The sequence below is a fragment of the Streptomyces sp. NPDC002054 genome, from assembly GCF_040296685.1.
Taxonomy (GTDB): Bacteria; Actinomycetota; Actinomycetes; order Streptomycetales; family Streptomycetaceae; genus Streptomyces.
Window position 1 is genome coordinate 1 of sequence record NZ_JBEOXT010000041.1, and the last position, 17,978, is coordinate 17,978.

Consider the following 17,978-nt stretch of genomic DNA (forward strand, 5'->3'; position numbering starts at 1 on the left):
CTCTCCTCGCGCAGCGGGGCCCGCTCTGGGGGCCACCCGGGGGGGGGTCTGGGTGGTGTGGGCGGGGCGGGGCAGGCGCGGGGGGGCGCCGCGACCCATGGGTCGCGGCGCCGCACAGCCCCGCTGCTCCGGCCCACCGAACCATGTGCCGCCCGAAGGAGACCAACCCATGCCCGCTCGCCGTACGGCCACCCGCATCGCCGCCCTCGGCCTCGCCCCGCTCGCCGTGGCAGCGTACGCGACCACGCCTGCTGCCGCGCACGGCTCGATGACCGACCCGGTGAGCCGGGTGGCAGCCTGCTACGCGGAAGGGCCGGAGTCACCCCGCTCGGCGGCCTGCAAGGCGGCGGTCGCGGCGAGCGGGACCCAGGCGTTCTACGACTGGAACGCGGTGAACATTGCCAACGCGGCCGGCCAGCACAAGGCGCTGATCCCGGACGGCAAGCTGTGCTCGGCGGGCAACGACAAGTACCGGGGCCTCGATCTGGCCCGCGGCGACTGGCCGGCCAGTCCGATGTCGGCCGGCGGGCACACCTTCCGCTACAAGGGGACCGCTCCGCACCGGGGCTCCTTCGCCCTGTACATGACGAAGGACGGCTACGACCCGTCCCGGCCGCTGAAGTGGTCCGACCTGGAGGCGAAGCCGTTCGCCACGGTCACCGACCCGAAGATGCAGGGCGGGGACTACGTCTTCACCGGCACCGTCCCGAAGAAGTCCGGCCGCCACCTGATCTACAGCGTCTGGCAGCGCTCGGACAGCCCGGAGGCCTTCTACACCTGCTCGGACGTCGTATTCGGCAAGGACAACGGCAAGCCGGGCGGGAAGCCGGGCACGCCCGGCACCAAGCCGGGCACGCAGCCCGGCACCACCCCGTCCGGGCAGACCTCCCAGCAGCCTTCGGCGCAGCCCTCCGGCCGGCCCTCCGCCCCGACGGACGAGCAGATCAACCAGGGCCGGGACAAGTCCTCGGTCGAGCACCACGGGCACGGGGACAACGACCCGAAGACCAACGGCGGGTCCCCGTCCTCCCCGGTTCCGACGGTGCCGACGGCGGCGTCGGGCTCGGCCGTCCCGGCCGCGGCCGACGGCGGCGACAAGGTCAATCTGGCCGAGACCGGCGGCAACAGCTCCACGCCGATGATCGCGATCGCCGGGGCCGGCGTCCTGGCGATCGGTGCCGCCGCGATGTTCGGCGTGGCCCGCCGCCGCGCCACCGGGGGCCGGCACGGCCGCTGACCCCCGGTGGACGGACCGCCTGCTGCTCAGTCGAAGACCGAGCCGCAGGTGGTCCGTTCGGCATGGGCGGGATCGAGTGCGTTGACCGCCTCGTGCCAGGCGATCCGGTCGATGAGGCCGATCGCCACGTGCTCGGAGAAGTCCACCGGGCAGAGGTCCTGGAGGACCACATTGCGTACGTTCGGCCCGTTCAGGAACTGACTGCGGTACGGGGTGACCACCTCGTCGTACTGGGTGGCGATGACCGTGTAGGTGACACCGGGCACGGTGTCACCGCCCGCGTTGAGGTTGTTCAGGAAGGCGGACCCGGCGATCTGGTCGGCGAGTCCCGGGGTGGCGGTGGTGATCAGGTCCTCGGCCCCGGGGAAGAACGGCAGGAGCTTGGTGAACCCCAGCAGGGTCGTCCCGTGGTTGTCGGGAGCGAGCCCGATGAGCGCGTTGACCTTGGCGGCGCCGCCCAGGAACTTCAGGTAGTGACGCGGCATCATGCCGCCCTGGGAGTGGCCGATGATGTCGGTCTCGGCGGCCCCGGTGGCGGCGAGCACCTTGTCGACGAACACGTCGAGCTGTCCGGCCGACCGGTCGATGGGACCGAGGCCGTGGAAGAAGGGCACGTTGGGCAGTTGGCCGTAGTCGAGGGAGTAGACGCAGTACCCGCGGTGCACCAGGTACGGGGCCAGGCCGAGCCAGTTGTCGACCGAGTTCCCGAAGGTGCCGTGGACGAGGACCACGGGGCGCGGATGGGCGGCGGAGGGCTTGCAGGACCAGTTGTTCCAGCCACTGCTGGGGGCGGCAGCGGCGGTGGCCGCGGTGGTGGTGGGGGCGAGTGCGGCGACCGCGAGTGCGAGGGCCGCCAGCGGGCGGAGCAGGCGTCTCCAGGGCAGCATCGAGTGATCTCCTTGCGGGTCAAGGGGATGGGGATGTGGGGGAACTCCCGTGATCCGGATCACAAGGGGTGCTGCTGACCGCCAAATTACGGGCGAGTAGCAAGACAGGGAAGTTACGCGTCAGTAAAAACTCCACGCGTCGAGTCCCGCACCAGTAGGAGGCGAGATCAACGCCGACAGCCTGGCCGGCAAAGCCGGCCAGGCTGTTGAAAGTCAGACAGGGTCGGACAGGGGTCAGGCGGGGCGACGGCCCCAGACCGCCATGGTGGCCAGACCCAGGTCCCAGAAGTCCTTCTGGTACATGCGGCCCGCCGCCTTCTCGACCTGCTCCTCCGTGGCACCGCCGGCGGCGACCACGATCGGGCCCCAGCCCTTGATGGCCTCGCCCCAGAAGAGGCTCATCGGCCGGCCGGCGCCGACCAGCGACAGGTCGCCGTCGAGGCCGATCTCCTCGAGACCCAGCTCGACCAGCGGGGCGGGGAAGGTGCGCGGCCAGGTGAGGTCGGTGCCCACCTGCTCCTTGTACTGCTTGAGCGTGGCCAGGCTGACCTCGCGGTAGTCCTCGTCCTGCGCGGACTCGACGGGGAACTGCGCGGGCTCCTCCAGCAGCAGCCAGCCGCCCGGCTTCAGCCAGGAGACGACCTTGGCGAGGTCGGCGTCGCGGCTGCGCAGGTGGCTGAAGACGTAGCGGGCGTAGATGAGGTCGAAGGAGGCCTCGGGGAAGTCCTCGGTGGTGACGTCGTGGCGGATGATCTCCAGGTTGGAGTAGCCCGAGTCGCTCAGCGCGCCGAGCTCGATGTCGGTGGCGGTCACCTTGCCTGCGGTGCAGCGCTCGGCCAGCCAGCGCGAGGTGGAACCCGAACCGGCGCCGATCTCCAGGCAGTTCCAGTCCGGCTTGGGGTCGAGCGCCTCCAGGCGGCGCATGCTGTGCGGGTCCAGCGCCTCGCGCAGCGCGCTCAGCCACGCCGGAGTCTCCTGCACGGACTCGGACTCAGTCACTTCAGCCGTCACTGTCGAACGCTCCTCATTAGGGTTTATCGCAGCTGCTTTGCGAATGCGTATTTCATTCGGAACGCGGGCCGGTCTGCCAGGCCGGGTACGGCCAAGGGGGGCCGGCAGACCACGTGGGGATAACGGAATGCCCGCATTCCGGATCGGCGCCATTCGAATTGCTTCCACATGGTGATAGCCGCGCTGGATCGAAGTCAAGACAAAGTCAAAGCGCCACGGCCCGGCGCCGGGCACCCGCCGGGCCGCGCCCGCCAGGCCTTCCCCCCATTGCCTCATGGCCGCCATTTCCCCTTGCAGCACCGGGCATCGCGCAACGGTGTCCTGTTGACAGGACGACCGGCCGAAAGGGCGCCGCCAGGTGCTACCTTGGCCCGCACGGATATGGGGGAGCCCCGTACAGAGGCGTTCTCGGCCACCACAATGTGGCCACACGGCCATTCAGTCGCTACTGTCACGAATTGGCCGGATCCATGAGACCGTTGCTGTAGTTTCCATCAATGGAAGGAAGACCGTGGCAGATTTCGCTGACCGCTGGGGCTTTGCGCAGGACAAGTTTTGGCTGCGCGGTGAGCGCCCGGCGGAGACTGTCGAGTGGAACGAGGAGCTCCTGCGCTGGGAGGTGTTCGGCTACGCGGAGGTCAACGAGGCGCTGAGCAACAACGACGCCTACTCGGCCGACTCCGGGAAGCTGTTCGGCCTCGACGAGGAGACCCTGAAGTACTTCGACGGCGACCTGGCCCAGATGACGGGGCCGGAGCACGCGAACATCCGCAAGCAGGTCAGCCACGCGTTCAGCCCGCGGTTCATCGAGCACCTCGAGTCCCGTGTGCTGGAGCTGTCCAACCTCCACGCCGACAAAGTGGCCAACATGGGCCGCTTCAACCTGCTGAGCGACTTCGTCGACGAGGTGGCCGGCATCGTCTTCAGCGAGCTCCTGGGCATCCCGGCGCACGACCGCACCATGTTCAAGGTCGTGGACCAGAACATGGACCAGCAGGCCCAGATGACCCTCGTCGACCAGGGCAGCGAGGACGGCTACTTCGAGAAGCTGACCAAGCCGCTGGAGCCGCTGCGCGAGATGCTCGGCGCGCACGTGGACGCCAAGACGAAGGAGCCGAAGGACGACCTGATCAGCCTGCTCTCGCAGGTCAAGAAGCTTGATGGCAGCCTGATGACTCGGGACCAGATCATCAACTTCATCATCGGCATCCTGGGCGCCGGACACCTGGCCACCCCGCTGCTGTGTGCCAACACCATGCTGTGCCTGGAGTCCTTCCCGGAGCAGTACGAACTGGTCAAGGCCGACCACTCGCTCATCCCCGGCATGCTCGAGGAGTCGATGCGGTTCCTGACCCCGGGTGCCGCCTCCTACCGCGCGACCATCCAGGACGTGGAGCTCGGCGGCAAGAAGATCGCCAAAGACCAGCTGCTCCGTGTGTTCCTGGGTGCGGCCAACCGCGACCCGCGCCAGTTCACGAACCCGGACGACTTCGACGTCACCCGCGCCCCCAACCCGCACCTCGGGTTCGGCCGCGGCGCCCACTACTGCGTGGGCGGACAGATGGTCCGGGTGGAGACCCGCATCGTGTTCGAGGTCCTCTTCAACCGCTTCCCGAAGCTGCGCGTCGACACCGACATCCCGCCGCTGTTCTTCAACTCGCCGGACTTCACCGGCGTGCGCTCCGGCGGTATGTGGGTCCGCATCGACTAGTAGGACGGCCACGGCCGTACCGCCTTGCCCGAAGAGTGCTCCTGACCGTTCGCCGGCCGGGAGCACTCTTTGTGTATGTGCTACGCAGCCAGGGTCCCCCGGGTCACGGCCGACGGCCCGAACCGCGCCCGGAGCCGGTCCGCCACCGCCTCGATCCGGCGCGCCTTGTCGTCCTCGGGGTCGAAACTCAGCTGGTGCGCGGCACGTTCGGCCGGGGTCAGGCCCTCGGCGCGCAGGGCGAGCGCGCGCACCCGGGCGCGCTGCAGACCCAGCGCGGCATGGATGCCGTACGCGGTGGCGGTCAGCGCGGCGGAGTGGGCGGTGGGTTCGGGCAGGACCCGGGCCCGGGTGAGCTGGGTGCGGTCGGCACAGCGGACGGTCAGGGAGAGGGAGCGGCAGACCTGCCCCTGGGCGCGCAGCCGGGCGCCGAGTTCCTCGGTCAGGGAGAGCAGCGCCCGGCGCTGGTGTACGGGGTCCAGTTCGTCGCGGTCGAATCCGCGCTCGGCGCCCAGCGAGCGGGCCGTCGCGCCGGGCACCACCGGGGTCCGGTCGATCCCGTGGGCCCGCTCGTGGGTCTCGCGGCCGGCCCGGGCGCCGAGGATGCGCTGGAGGGTGGCGAGCGGGGCGGCGGCGATCCGGTCGACCGAGTCCAGGCCGTACGAGCACAGGGTGCGGGCCGTCTTCGGGCCGATGCCGTCCAGGGCACCGGCGGGCTTGCGGGCCAGGAACTCCCGTACGGCGTCGGGGCTGCCCGGCACCGTCAGGGTGCGGCCGGGGGTCGCCTCGCGGGCGGCCATCCGGGCCAGCATGGGGTTGGCCGCGGCGCCGATCACGCAGTCCGCGCCGTAGAGGGCGAGGGCCCGCACCCGGATCAGGGCGGCCAGGCCGGCCGGGTCCCAGCCGAAGTAGCGCAGGGCTCCGCGGACATCGGCGAGGGCTCCGTCGGGGGGCAGGGCCTGCACCACCGAGGTCAGCCCGCCGAGCAGATCGAGCAGCCCGGCGTACGCGTCCGCGCCGAGCGGCCCGCCGGCCGGCGGCCGGAACCGCAGGCACAGCACGGTGGCGGCGGGGGCCGGAGCGGGGGCGGCAGCCGGAGCAGGAGCCGGGATGGCATGCGGGCTCATCCTGCGCTCCCCGGGCTGGAGTGCCAGAGCTTACGGCCGGTTGCCGTGCCGGGGCCGGCCGGCTGGAGGTCGGCCCAGGGGTTCAGCTCGTAGCCCGTCGGCAGGTGGATGCGGCGGCCGGGGTCGGCGGGCCCGGTCGGCAGCGGTTCCGCCAGCCGTGCCGCGACTGCGTCCAGGCCGCCCTGCTGCCGCAGTTCCACCAGCTCCGCCAGGTTCCACGCGGCCCCGCCCACCACGCTCAGGCTCTGCGGGCCGCGCCGCTGCACGACCCCGCGCACCAGCAGCAGGAAGGAGTGGAACACCGTGTGGGCGCAGGCCGCGTGGCTGTCGTCGAAGAAGGCCAGGTCGACCAGGCCGGTCCCGTCGTCCAGGGTGGTGAAGATGACCCGCCGCCCGGACCGGATCGGCGGGGTCTGGGTGGCCACCTTGGCGCCCGCGACCAGCACGGTCTGCCCGTGTTCCGTGGTGCGCAGCAACCGTGCCGGAACCACGCCCAGTTCGGCGAGGAAGGCGTGGTGGTCGCTCATCAGGTGCCGGGAGGCGTCCATGCCGAGGACGCCGAGCTCGGCGCTGAGCCGCTCGGCCTCGTTGAGGTCGGGCAGGCCGATCCCGGCCGTGGACCGGCCGCCGTCCAACGGGAGTTGGCCGCCCCGGACGCCCTGTACACCCCGTACGCCCACCGTCCGCTGGGTTCCGTGGAGTTCGGCCAGGTGCAGCAGCAGGTCCCGGCGGTTGGCGCCGAACGCGTCCAGCGCGCCGACCTGGGCGAGGCGTTCGGCGACCGGGCGGCCCGGGTGTGCCCGGTCCCAGAAGTCGCGCAGGGAGGCGTACGGCTGTCCGGCCTCGATCCGGCCCGCTTCCGCCTCGCTGATGCCGTGGACATCGGCCAGGGCGAGCCGCAGCCCCCACACCGGAGGTCGATCGGACACCAGTTCGATACGGTGGGCGACCGCCGAGCGGTTCACGTCCAGCGGCAGCACCGGCACCCCGCGCCGCCGCGCGTCCGCCAGCAGCAGCCTCTTGGGGTACATGCCCGGGTCGTGGGCGCACCACCCGGCGTAGAAGGCCGCCGGGTGGTGCGCCTTGAGCCAGGCCGACTGGTAGGTCGGCACGGCGAAGGCCACCGCGTGCGCCTTGCAGAAGCCGTACGAGCCGAAGGCCTCGACGATCTCCCAGGTGCGGGCGATCACCGCGCCGTCGTAGCCGTGCTCCCGGGCCTTCAGCTCGAACCACGCCTTGATCCGGCCCTGGGACTCCGGGTCGGAGAGCCCGCGCCGGACCCGGTCGGCCTCGTCCCGGCCGCACCGGGTCATCACGTGCACGATCTCGATGATCTGCTCGTGGAAGACCACCACCCCGTAGGTCTCGCGCAGCGCGTCCGCCAGGTCCTTGTGCGGGTAGCGGACCGGCGCGCGGCCGTGCCGGGCCTCGATGAACGGCCGGACCATGTCGGCGGCCACCGGGCCGGGCCGGAACAGCGAGATGTCGACCACCAGGTCGTGGAAGGTGGACGGCTGGAGCCGGCCGACCAGGTCGCGCTGGCCCGGTGATTCGATCTGGAAGCAGCCCAGCGTCTCGGCCGAGCGGATCAGCTCGTACGTCGCCGGGTCGCCCGGCGGCACCTGCGCCGGGTCGTCCAGGTCCAGCCGCCGCCCGGTGGCCCGCCGGATCTCGGCGACGGCGTGCGCCATCGCCGACTGCATCCGCACTCCCAGCACGTCCAGCTTGAGCAGTCCGAGATCCTCCACGTCGTCCTTGTCGAACTGGGACATCGGGAACCCCTCGCCGCTGGTGGGCACGACGGGGGTACGGGTGAGCAGCGAGGCATCGGAGAGCAGCACTCCGCACGGGTGCATGGCGATCCCGCGCGGCAGCGCGTCCAGCGCCTCGACCAGCTCCCACAGCCGTCCGTACTTCTCCTGCTCGGCGTGCACCTCGCGCAGTTCGGGCAGTTCGGCCAGGGCGGCGCGGGCGTCCCGGGCCCGGATGTGCGGGAAGGCCTTGGCGAGCCGGTCGGTGACGGCCGGGTCCATGGAGAGGGCGGCTCCGACGTCGCGGATCGCGTGCCGGACCCGGTAGGTCTCGGGCATGGCGACGGTCGCGACGCGCTCGGCGCCGAACCGGCCGATGATCTCCCGGTAGACCTCCAGCCGGCGGGCGGATTCCACGTCGATGTCGATATCGGGCAGCACCGGTCGCCGCTTGGAGAGGAAGCGCTCCATCAGCAGGCCCTGTTCGACCGGGTCGGCGTGGGCGATGCCGAGCAGGTGGTTGACCAGAGAGCCGGCGCCGGACCCGCGGGCGGCGACCCGGATGCCCATCCTCCGTACGTCGTCCACGACTTGGGCGACCGTCAGGAAATAGGAGGCGTAGCCGTGGTGGGCGATGATGTCGAGCTCGTGGTGCATCCGGTCCCAGTAGGCGCGCTTGCCCGCATAGCCGCGCAGCACCAGGCCGGCGGCGGCGCGGGACTCCAGCACCCGCTGGGCGGTGCGGTGGGCGGCGCCGACCAGCCAGGGTTCGGGGAAGTGCACCGAGCCGATGCCCAGGTCGTCCTCGGGGTCGACCGCGCAGGCCTCGGCGGTGCGCCGGGTGTTCTCCAGCAGCCGGCGGGCGTCGGCGGGGCGCAGGCCGGCGGCCCGGGCGATCCGGTCGGCGGCCTCGGCCATGGCCTCGGGGGGCTTGAGCCAGCGTTCGCCGCTGTCCAGCGGCTTGCGGGGGTCGATGGGGACGAGCCGGCGGGCGGCGTCGAGCACATCGGCGACCGGGCCCTGGCCGGGGTCGGCGTACCGGACGGCGTTGGTCAGCACGGCGGTGACGCCCTGCTCGGCGGCGAAGCCGACGGTCCGGGCGGCCAGCCGCAGCGAGCCGGGGCCGGTTCCGGTGCGGCCGTGATGGACGGCCTCCAGGCGCAGGGCATCGCCGTAGAGCTCCCGCCAGGGGGCGAGCAGCCGGGCGGCCCGGTCCGGGCGGCCGGCGGCCAGGGCCCGGCCCACTTCGGATCCAGGGCCGAGCAGTACGTGGAGGCCGGCCTCGCCGCGCAGGGCCTCCCGGGGCAGCAGGGGCACCTCCGGGGCGCCCGCGTGGGCCGCGGTGACCAGCCGGCACAGTTCGGCCCAGCCGGCGGCGCCGTCGCGGGCCAGGAAGACCGCCCGGGGGGCGGACTCGTCGATGAAGGCGCCGCCTTTGACCGGGGTCCGCCGGCGGGCGGAGCCGGTGCCTGTGCTCGGGGTGCCGTCCGCTCCGGCGGCGGACGGCACCGCGAGGTCCACTCCGAACAGGGGCCGGATGCCGGCCTTCGCGCAGGCCTTGGCGAACCGCACCGCGCCCGCGAGGGTGTCGCGGTCGGTGAGCGCGAGGGCGTCCATGCCACGCTCGGCGGCACGCTCCGCCAGCCGCTCCGGGTGTGAGCCTCCGTAGCGCATGGAGAACCCGGAAACGGTGTGCAGATGCGTAAAACCGGGCACCCGCGCCTCCTGCCTTCCCTCGGTGAACACCACCCCCGTCTCCACCATAGACCAATTCGAATGTCCGTACGAAACGTTTGTTCGATACCGGTATCATCCGTCGGCCCCGCTGCGCGGAGGGGCGGGGTCCGGGGCGGAGCCCCGGTTTCGGGGAGGGGCGGGGTGGGGGAAGCCCCGCGCAGCGGCATCCGGGCGGCCGGCATGGCACGGCGCGGGTGGCGGAGGCGGGGCCTGGGGGGACTCGGGTCAGGTTGTGGGGGTGGCCCGGTGGGCGATCTTGCCGCCTACTACCACCGTCTCCGCCACCGCCCCCGGAATCTCCCCCGGCTCCACCGCAAAGATGTCCCGCGACAGCACCACGAAGTCCGCCAGCTTCCCCACCGTCAGCGACCCCCGCTCCCCCTCCAGGAAGTTCGCGTACGCCGAGCCCATCGTGTAGCCGTGCACCGCCGTCGCCACGTCCACCGTCTCGCCCGGCTGCCAAGGCTCTCCCCCACCCAGCGGACGGCGCGTGACCGCCGTGTAGATGCCGATCATTGGGTCCATCTCGGCCACGTTCCAGTCACTGGAGAAGGCCAGCACCGCCCCCGCCTCCGCCAGGCTCCGCATCGGCCACGCCTTGTGCCACCGCTCCTCCCCCACGTTCGAAGCCCAGTCCTGCCCCGGCCCGGCGATCTCCGGAGCGCAGTGCCTCGGCTGCATGCAAGCGACCACGCCGAGCTCCGCGAACCGCGGCACATCGGCCGGGTCCAGGCACTCCACGTGCACCACCTGGTGGCGGGCGTCCCGCGGGCCGTTCACGGCCCGCGCGTGCTCCACCGCGTCCAGCACCGTACGGATGCCCCGGTCCCCGGTGGCGTGTACGAAGCACTGGAAGCCGCGTGCGTCCAGCTTCGCGAGCAGCTCCGCGAACTCCTCCGGCGGGTAGAAGGTCTCGCCCCGGTGGTGGCCACAGCCCGCGTACGGTTCCAGCAGCGCGGCCGTGCGCGGCTCCACCACATCGTCGATGTAGAGCTTCAGCGGGCCGACCCGCAGCCGGTCGTCGGCGAACCGGTCGGCCGCCGCCGCGAACTCGTCGAGGTCGGCGTCACCGGTACCGCGCGGGTGGAACAGGGCGGCGACGATCCGGGAGCGCAGCCGCCCCTCGGCCCGGGCCCGCTCGAAGAGCTCCAGGTCGTCCAGGGAGTTCTGCGGCTCGACCACCGTGGTGATGCCGTAGCCGATCGCGTCGTCCAGGGACTTGGCCAGCCGCCCGTACTGCCGGTCCGGCGCGGCCCACGGCACGCCCAGCTCACGCAGCGCCCGGTGCCCCTCCCGGGAGAGTCCCTTGACCGCGAAGTCCGTGACGAACCCGGTGGGTTCACCGGTCTCCGGATCGGTCTGCGCGGTGCCGAAGGGCAGCTCCGTACGGTCCTTGGTGACGCCGAGCCGGCGCAGCGCGGCGGTGTTCAGCCAGGCCGTGTGCACGTCGTACGAGAGCACGATCGCCGGGGTGTCCCCGGTGACCGGGTCGAGGTCGGCGGCGCACGGCATCCGCCCGCCGGGGATGGCGGAGTAGTCGAAGGCCTCGGCCTCGATCCACTCGGCCTCCGGGTGCTCCGTGCGCCAGACCCGGATGCGCTCGTGGATCTCCTCCAGAGTGCGGGCCCCGGCCAGCTGCACGCAGTCGTCGTCGGAGCCGAGCCGGACGTGGTTGTGCGCGTCGACGAAGCCGGGCAGGACCAGCCGCCCGCCGGCGTCGATGCGCTCGGTGTCCGGACCGGCCCAGCGCTCGGCCTCGGTGTCCGGGCCGAGCCACACGATGCGGCCGTCGCGCACGGCGAGGGCCTCGGCCTCGGGGAGGTCCGGGTCGACGGTGTGGATCCGGGCTCCGGTGAGCAGCAGGTCGGCGGGGTGGTTCATGGGAGGTGCTCCTGTTGCAGTGGTGGGAGGGAGAGGCGGAGGGGGTCAGGCCGTGGCTGCCGGGACGCGGGCGTCGGCGGGTGTCTTGCGGTACAGCGCCCAGTAGGTGAGGCCGGAGACGACCGAGCCGAGGAGGGTGAGGTCGGCGCCGCCGAGCGGGGCCACCAGCGGCCCGGTCCACAGCTCGGAGTCGCAGGTCAGGGCGGCGAAGGTGATGCCGGTGAGCAGCGCGGCCAGGCCGGCCGGGTGGTAGCCGGAGCGGTACCAGTAGGCGCCTTCGGGGCCGTCGGCGTGCAGGGCGTGGCCGTCGTACCGGCAGCGGCGCAGCAGCATGTCGGCGAGGAAGACCCCGCCCCAGGGCGCGAACACGATGATCAGGAGGGAGAGGAAGGAGGTCAGCGCGCTGGCGAAGTCGGTGAGGAAGAGCGCGGCGAGCGAGCCGAGCCCGGTGATGCCGGCGCTGACCACGATGGCCCGGGCGCGGCTCCACGGGATGCCGAGCACCTGGAGGTTCAGGCTGGACGAATAGAGGGTGATGATCGAGTTGGTGACGGAGCCGCCGAGGACCAGGGCCAGGAAGACGGGCTGGAACCAGCCGGGCAGCAGGCTTTCGGTGCCGGCGACGGCGTCGGTCATATCGGTCCGGGTGGCGGCGGCCACGCCCGCGATGCCCAGGGCGACGGAGGAGAGGAAGCCGCCGAGGGCGCCGTACCAGGTGATGGCCTTCAGCGAGGTGGTGCGGGGCAGGTAGCGGGTGTAGTCGGCAGGCATCGGCAGGTACGAGAAGGGGGCCGCCAGCATGATCACGAAGGCGAGGCTCCAGCCGGACAGGCCGGGCACGGTGTCCGCGGGGGCGGCGGTGTCGGCGCCGGGCAGCAGGAAGGCGAGCAGGGCGGCGAAGCCGGCGGCGAGCAGGTAGGCCATCCAGCGTTCGGCGAACTGGACGGTGGCGTGGCCCCACATGGCGATGACAAAGGTCAGGGCGAGGGTGATGAAGAGGGCGACGGCCCGGCCGGGGGTGCCGTGCAGCAGGCCCAGCTCCTCGAGGAAGACCTCCAGGGCGAGGGTGCCGACGACGGTGTTGAGGATGGTGTATCCGATGCCGACCAGCCAGTTGAGGACGCCGGCGGGGAGGTTGCCGCGGACGCCGAAGGCGGCGCGGGAGATGACCAGGGTGGCGGTGCCGGTGCGGATGCCGGACAGTCCGGCGGCGCTGATGGCGAAGAAGGCCAGTCCGCTGATCACGACCACGGCGGTGGCCTGCCAGAAGGTCAGGCCGAAGGCGACGGCCAGGGCTCCGTTGATCACGTAGGTGAAGGTCAGATTGGAGCCGAACCAGAGCCAGAAGAGGTCGCGTGCACTGCCGTGCCGCTCGCTGTCCGGGATCGGATCGATGCCGCGCGTCTCGACTCTGAAGATCTCGTCACTCATCGCTGCACGCACCCTTGATCTTGAATGGCGTTCTAAGTTCTTGAATGACATTCAAGATGAAGGGTGGAGCGGAGCCCCGTCAAGACCCTGTCCGGGATAAGGTCTGCCCGGACGGCCTGACCGGCCTGACCAGCCCAGGGAAGATCGGAAGGCGGCAGCGGTGGCAGGAGCGGCACGGCGGCGCGACGGGCGGATCGCCCAGGAGCGGATGCTGGAAGAGGCCATGGCGGCGATCGCCGAGGACGGTCTCGCGGCGCTGACCATGTCCAAGCTCGCGGACCGGCTCGGCACCAGCGGCGGCCACATCCTGTACTACTTCGGCAGCAAGGACCGGCTGCTGCTGGAGGCGCTGCGCTGGAGCGAGGACCAGCTGGCCGCCGAGCGCACGGCGCTGCTGCACCGCCGGGTCACGGCCGCCCGCAAGCTGGAACTCTTCCTGGAGCTGTATCTGCCCCGCGGCCCGCGCGACCCGCGCTGGACCCTGTGGATCGAGCTGTGGGCCCGTACGCCGTCCAACGAGGCCCTGCGCGCCGCCCAGGAAGAGATCGACGAGGGCTGGCACCGGGACCTCCGGGCGCTGCTCGCCAAGGGCGTGGAGCAGGGCCGGTTCGCGGAGACGGACCTGCCCGCCCGCGCCTCGGAACTGCTCGCCCTGCTGGACGGCCTGAGCACCCGGGTGGTACTGGGCCAGCGCGACGCGGACCGCACCCAGGCCCTGGAACGGGCCCGCTCGGCGGCGGCCCTGCTGATCCCGCACACAGCAGCCCCGCGCTGAACTTCTGTGCTTCCATCGACCCGAGGGATGCCCCAACGGATCGGAGGGGAAGATGCGTGTCGACGTGGCGGCTGCGGACGGACGCACCCTGGTGGTCGAGACCTGGGGGGATCCGGCCGGAAAGCCCGTGTTCCTCCACCACGGCACCCCCGGCAGCCGACTCGGCACAGCCCTGCGGGACCTCACCGACCGGTACCCTGACCTGCGCTTCTTCGCCTACGACCGGCCCGGCTACGGCGACTCCGCGCGCGCCCCGGGCCGAGCAGTGGCCGATGCCGCCGCCGATACCGCCGCCGTCGCGGACGCCCTGGCCGTGGACCGCTTCGCCGTGGTCGGCCGATCCGGCGGCGGCCCGCACGCCCTCGCCTGCGCCGCCCTGCTCCCGGCCCGGGTGACCGCGGTGGCCGCCCTGGTCAGCCTCGCACCCCCGGACGGCCCCGGACTCGACTGGTTCGCGGGCATGACGCCGTACAACGTCGCGCACTACACCCTGGCCACCACAGACCCGGCCGCCTACGAACGGGAACTCACCGCCCGCGCCGAGGTGATCCGCCGCGACCCGGGACAGCTGATCGAAGACCTGCGCGCGGACCTGTCGGGCCCGGACCTCCCGGTACTCGCCGACGAGCGGGTCCGCAGGCTGCTTCTCGCCAACCACGCGGAGGCACTGCGGGTCTCCGCACACGGCTGGCTGGACGACTCACTGGCCTTCCGCAGCCCCTGGGGCTTCGATCCCGGAAACATCGGCTGCCCGGTCCTGCTCTGGCGGGGCGCCGAGGACGCCTTCTCGCCCCTGGGCCACTTCCACTGGCTGGCCGGCCGCATCCCTCGCAGCACGGCCGCACTCCGCCCCGGGGCCGGCCACTTCGCCGCGCAGTACGCACTGTCGGAGGCCCTGGACTGGCTCCCCTGAGCCTCGTTCGACGGGCGCGGTGACCTCCTCCCGGGCACCCCTGAGGCAGCGGACGATGCGCTCGTGGGTGTCGCCGACACTGTCCGTCACCTGAATGCGGATGAAGAATTCCGCCACCTCGTCGATGAATCGCCGCGCGAAAACCCCCACCGGGACGGTCTCGTACGTACCGGTGGCCACCAGCGGGAATCCGGGACCCATCAGGACGAGCCGGAAGTCGACCGCGGGCCGCAGCCCGGCGGTGGCCAGCCGCTCCCCGATGGCACCGGCCGTCAGCCATTCCACCTCGCCGCCGGTGTCACCCGAATCGCAGGCCAGGATCACGTGATAGTCGACGGACACCACTGCCACGTTGTGCTGCCCGCCGTTGAGGACGCCGACGCTCCAGTGCTTCGCCTCGCCCGGCAGCAGCCCCATGGCGTACTCGGAGCGCCAGCCCAGCACCGGCCGGACCGTACGCGCGTACTGAGCCCGCGCCAGGACCACACCGGCCGCCACCGCCAACAGGCTGGCCAGCGGCTCCTCGCTCATCAGCTGGAGCCGCCAGGGCCACTGGGAGCGGCCGGCCTCGCCCATGTTCCCGCGTACGACCTCCCAGACCAGGACCACGGTCAACGCGCACAGCAGGATCAGCGGGGCGGTGAACAGCCAGGGATTGCGCCGGATGCGGCGCTGCGCATCGGGGAGGCTCCCCGGGAATGTGCTGTCCAACCGCCGCCTCGTTCCCTCAACCACGAACCCCCGCCCCCGCGTTGGGGACAGGGGTTCATGATTGTGCCGCAGGGCGGACGGTCAGTACACGCTCACGCCGTAGGCGCTCAGCGCTTCGCGGACCGGCTGGAAGAAGGTCGTGCCGCCGGAGGAGCAGTTGCCGCTGCCGCCCGAGGTCAGGCCGACCGCACGGGTGCCGGAGTAGAGCGGGCCGCCGCTGTCCCCGGGTTCCGCGCACACATTGGTGCGGATCATGCCGTAGACGATGTCGCCGCCGCCGTAGTTGACCGTGGCGTTGAGTCCGGTGACCTGGCCGCTGTGGATGCCGGTGGTGGAGCCGCGCCGGGTCACCGACAGGCCCACGGTGGCGTCGATGGCGGTGGTGATGTCCTGGCTGCCGACCGTGCCCGGGTGGGCGAGCGAGGCGTTGTCGTAGCGGACCAGGCCGTAGTCGTTGTTGGGGAAGCTGGAGCCGACCGTCGGCCCGATGGCCGTGGTGCGGGCCGAGTTGGTGTACCAGGTGCCCGCGCCGTCGGTGCAGTGGCCGGCCGTCAGCACGTAGTACGTACTGCCGCTGCGGACGTTGAAGCCTGCCGAGCAGCGCCAGCTGGAGGCGTAGATGGCGTCGCCGCCGGAGAGCAGTTTGGTGAGCTTGCCCGGGGTGCGCTCGATGCGCAGGGCGCCGGCGTCCCGGCCGGCTTCCCGCTTGATCCGGGCGATGTCGGCGCCGGAGACGGTGGAGTCGGCGGTGACCACCACGGTGCCGGTGGCCGCGTCGGTGTGCCAGGCGGTTCCCGCGACGTCGGCGCGCAGCAGTGACGCGTCGGCCGAGGCGAGCCGGTCGGCGCTGTAGCCGCCGGCGGGCTGGTCGTCGGCGGTTGCTGCCGTGGCGGGTACGGCGAGCGCGGCGACGGCGGCCAGGCCGGCCGCGATCGCGGCTGCCCGGGTGGGGGTGATGCGCTTGATCCTCACTTCTCGTCCTCCCGTGGGGGGTGTGGGGGTTCGGTGAGGCGCAGTCAGCGATACGGCAGAGGCCCGTGGGTTGCGAGTCTTGGCCGTGTCCTGACAAGCGCTGCTCGGGAGTGTGCTGTGGGCGGTTACCGGTCGGCAAGGGCGGGATTCAGCCGCCGTTCCCCCGCCGCGACGGCGAACGGCAGGGTGTTTCCGGGCGGCGGAAACGGACAGACGCCGGGTCGTACGGGGTGGCCTCGATGCCGGCGAAGGCCTGCCGGGCCGCGGAGCCGCCGCTCTCGCGCCACTGCCCCGGAACGGCCGGAATTCGACCTTCCGGGTAGTCGGCGAGCCAGTGGTTGCCCGTCAGGGCCAGTGGGCCATAAGGGGCGGACACCGTGTCCACCCGGCGTTCGTGCCACTGCTGCCAGGCGGCGGCCTCGTCATCGCTCATGCCGCTCAAGGCTTCCACACCCGCACCCGGGGCGCGGGCGCGATAGGCCGGACGGAGCTGAAGGTCGGTCAGCAGCCGTCGCAGGGACAGCAGCAGCACTCGCAGGCTTCGCAGCCGCAGTCACAGGCGTCGCAAACGCCCTTGCGCTTCTTCCGGGACCAGGGCCCTTCGTACTCCTTGGCGCAGCAGATCTGGCAGGTGCAGAAGAGCCCGATGGCGACCGCGCAGCCTGCCCAGAAGCCACGGCGCTTCGGCGGTGGCTGCGGCGCGCCGAAGCCACCGGGTCCGGGCGGCGGGGGCAGGCCCGGACCGCCGGGTCCGCCGGGGGCGCCGCCGCCGTGGGGGTTCTGGCCGTACGGCACACCGCCGTACGGATTCGGGTTCCCGTACGGGCCGCCCCCGTACGGCCCCTGGCCCGGGCCCGCTCCGGCCGCCGAGGCGGTCCCCGCGTGCCCGCAGCTGCTCGTCCCGAACGCCCGGTCCACCGAGGAGCGCAGTTCGTGCACGAGCAGCCGGTGCGCCAGCCTGCCGTCCGCGAACTCGGCGTCGTGCAGCGCCAGCCGGATCCCGTGCAGCGCGTCCTCGCACAGCCGCCGGGCCTCGGTGAGCGAGGTCCCGGTCGCGGTCAGCGGGTTCCAGGCGCCGGCCGCCGCGTCCGCCTCCCGGTCCTCCACGGCGTCCAGCAGGTGCGCGAGCCGCCCGAAGTAGCGGCCCGCCTCGGCGAGTGCGGGGGCGTTGTCCGGCCGTCCGGCCAGGGTCGCGGTATGGGCGAAGGCGGCGGCCGTCGCGGTCTCGGTCGGCTCCGTCACCGCCAGCAGGGGTGTGCCGGGGCCGGCCAGCGCCTCGATGCCCGCCTGCCGGTCCACCGCGTCGACGAGCACGGCGGTGTCGAAGCCGAGCGCGGCCCCGGTCCGGGCACCGGCCCGGTCCCAGCCGCGGGCCACCCGGCGCGCGGCAGCCGCGATCGGTGCCCGCGCCAACAGGCCGTCCCGGTCCGCCACGTGGTCACGTATCTTCGCCGAGGCCAGCACCAGCGAGACGGCCGCCGCGAGCCGGGCGCCCTCGCCGTTGGCCACGGGTGCGGTGCGCATGCCGCGCAGCGGGCAGGGGCCCGCGGTGCGCCGGGTGCCCGCCACCGGTCCGGACTGAGCCTCCGTCAAGACCGAGACCAGCAGCCCGTCGTAATTGGTGACGATCCTGGAGGCCTGCCCGTGCTCCCCTCGAAGTGCCAGGCAGAGTCCGCAGAGATGGGCCGTCCACTCCGCCGTGAACCGCTCGCCGAGCCGGTGCGTGCATGGTCTGACGATGCCGAACAAAAGTGGATCCCCCGTGTGTCATCTGCTTGCGTGCGGGGCATCGTACCCAGCCACGGCCTTCACCCGTACGTCCCCTGAGGTCACCCGG

At 72.3% G+C, this 17,978-nt stretch carries 12 protein-coding genes and 1 pseudogene; 4 read left to right on the forward strand and 9 right to left on the reverse strand.

Going from position 1 to position 17,978, the window contains the following annotated elements; all coding sequences use genetic code 11:
- Positions 1 to 169: 169 nt before the first annotated feature.
- The gene (locus tag ABT123_RS30805; RefSeq protein ID WP_351320633.1) at positions 170 to 1,237 is read left to right on the forward strand and encodes a lytic polysaccharide monooxygenase; all 1,068 of its coding nucleotides are present in this window, start codon (positions 170 to 172) and stop codon (positions 1,235 to 1,237) included.
- A 26-nt stretch (positions 1,238 to 1,263) separates the two neighbouring features.
- Here the strand turns inward: ABT123_RS30805 and ABT123_RS30810 are convergent, their stop codons facing one another.
- Positions 1,264 to 2,124 (reverse strand): esterase/lipase family protein, encoded by an 861-nt coding sequence (locus ABT123_RS30810; RefSeq protein WP_351320635.1) that lies wholly within the window; start codon positions 2,122 to 2,124, stop codon positions 1,264 to 1,266.
- Between the two features lie 234 nt (positions 2,125 to 2,358).
- Positions 2,359 to 3,135 carry a class I SAM-dependent methyltransferase gene (locus ABT123_RS30815; RefSeq protein WP_351320637.1) on the reverse strand — a complete coding sequence of 259 codons (777 nt, stop codon included), beginning with the start codon at positions 3,133 to 3,135 and terminating at the stop codon, positions 2,359 to 2,361.
- Positions 3,136 to 3,646: 511 nt separating this feature from the next.
- Here ABT123_RS30815 and ABT123_RS30820 point away from each other — a divergent pair.
- Positions 3,647 to 4,846, forward strand: coding sequence for a cytochrome P450 (locus ABT123_RS30820; RefSeq protein ID WP_351320639.1), 1,200 nt, complete (start codon positions 3,647 to 3,649; stop codon positions 4,844 to 4,846).
- Between the two features lie 80 nt (positions 4,847 to 4,926).
- Here ABT123_RS30820 and ABT123_RS30825 read toward each other — a convergent pair whose 3' ends face one another.
- From ABT123_RS30825 to ABT123_RS30840, 4 genes are all read right to left on the reverse strand, one after another.
- Positions 4,927 to 5,970, reverse strand: a complete 1,044-nt coding sequence (locus ABT123_RS30825) for a DNA polymerase Y family protein (protein ID WP_351320641.1) — start codon at positions 5,968 to 5,970, stop codon at positions 4,927 to 4,929.
- Positions 5,967 to 9,485 carry a DNA polymerase III subunit alpha gene (locus ABT123_RS30830; RefSeq protein WP_351320643.1) on the reverse strand — a complete coding sequence of 1,173 codons (3,519 nt, stop codon included), beginning with the start codon at positions 9,483 to 9,485 and terminating at the stop codon, positions 5,967 to 5,969. The genes ABT123_RS30825 and ABT123_RS30830 overlap by 4 nt, the downstream gene beginning before the upstream one ends.
- A 198-nt stretch (positions 9,486 to 9,683) precedes the next feature.
- On the reverse strand, positions 9,684 to 11,339 hold the full coding sequence (locus tag ABT123_RS30835; protein WP_351320645.1) for an amidohydrolase: 1,656 nt from the start codon (positions 11,337 to 11,339) through the stop codon (positions 9,684 to 9,686).
- Between the two features lie 45 nt (positions 11,340 to 11,384).
- Positions 11,385 to 12,770 (reverse strand): purine-cytosine permease family protein, encoded by a 1,386-nt coding sequence (locus ABT123_RS30840; protein ID WP_351320647.1) that lies wholly within the window; start codon positions 12,768 to 12,770, stop codon positions 11,385 to 11,387.
- 160 nt (positions 12,771 to 12,930) lie between these two features.
- Here ABT123_RS30840 and ABT123_RS30845 point away from each other — a divergent pair, with 160 nt between their 5' ends.
- Both ABT123_RS30845 and ABT123_RS30850 read left to right on the forward strand, forming a co-directional pair.
- Positions 12,931 to 13,545, forward strand: coding sequence for a TetR/AcrR family transcriptional regulator (locus ABT123_RS30845; RefSeq protein ID WP_351320649.1), 615 nt, complete (start codon positions 12,931 to 12,933; stop codon positions 13,543 to 13,545).
- A gap of 52 nt (positions 13,546 to 13,597) precedes the next feature.
- A complete protein-coding gene (locus tag ABT123_RS30850) occupies positions 13,598 to 14,458 on the forward strand; it encodes an alpha/beta fold hydrolase (protein ID WP_351320651.1) in 861 nt (286 codons plus the stop codon).
- Between the two features lie 792 nt (positions 14,459 to 15,250).
- On the opposite strand, the gene ABT123_RS30855 is transcribed toward ABT123_RS30850, so the two are convergent.
- The 3 genes and pseudogenes from ABT123_RS30855 to ABT123_RS30865 form a co-directional block, all read right to left on the reverse strand.
- Positions 15,251 to 16,141: a S1 family peptidase gene (locus ABT123_RS30855; RefSeq protein WP_351320653.1), complete on the reverse strand. Its 891-nt coding sequence runs from the start codon at positions 16,139 to 16,141 to the stop codon at positions 15,251 to 15,253.
- 244 nt (positions 16,142 to 16,385) lie between these two features.
- A pseudogene (locus ABT123_RS30860) lies at positions 16,386 to 16,574 on the reverse strand (DUF1684 domain-containing protein); the annotation flags it as partial.
- A 68-nt stretch (positions 16,575 to 16,642) separates the two neighbouring features.
- Positions 16,643 to 17,890: a DUF5685 family protein gene (locus ABT123_RS30865; RefSeq protein ID WP_351320655.1), complete on the reverse strand. Its 1,248-nt coding sequence runs from the start codon at positions 17,888 to 17,890 to the stop codon at positions 16,643 to 16,645.
- Between the last annotated feature and the right edge of the window lie 88 nt (positions 17,891 to 17,978).

Coding starts and splice junctions, on each gene's coding strand:
- ABT123_RS30805 (WP_351320633.1), top strand. CDS start 170: ATGCCCGCTCGCCGTACGGCCACCCGCATCGCCGCCCTCGGCCTCGCC.
- ABT123_RS30810 (WP_351320635.1), bottom strand. CDS start 2,124: ATGCTGCCCTGGAGACGCCTGCTCCGCCCGCTGGCGGCCCTCGCACTC.
- ABT123_RS30825 (WP_351320641.1), bottom strand. CDS start 5,970: ATGAGCCCGCATGCCATCCCGGCTCCTGCTCCGGCTGCCGCCCCCGCT.
- ABT123_RS30830 (WP_351320643.1), bottom strand. CDS start 9,485: ATGGTGGAGACGGGGGTGGTGTTCACCGAGGGAAGGCAGGAGGCGCGG.
- ABT123_RS30835 (WP_351320645.1), bottom strand. CDS start 11,339: ATGAACCACCCCGCCGACCTGCTGCTCACCGGAGCCCGGATCCACACC.
- ABT123_RS30840 (WP_351320647.1), bottom strand. CDS start 12,770: ATGAGTGACGAGATCTTCAGAGTCGAGACGCGCGGCATCGATCCGATC.
- ABT123_RS30850 (WP_351320651.1), top strand. CDS start 13,598: ATGCGTGTCGACGTGGCGGCTGCGGACGGACGCACCCTGGTGGTCGAG.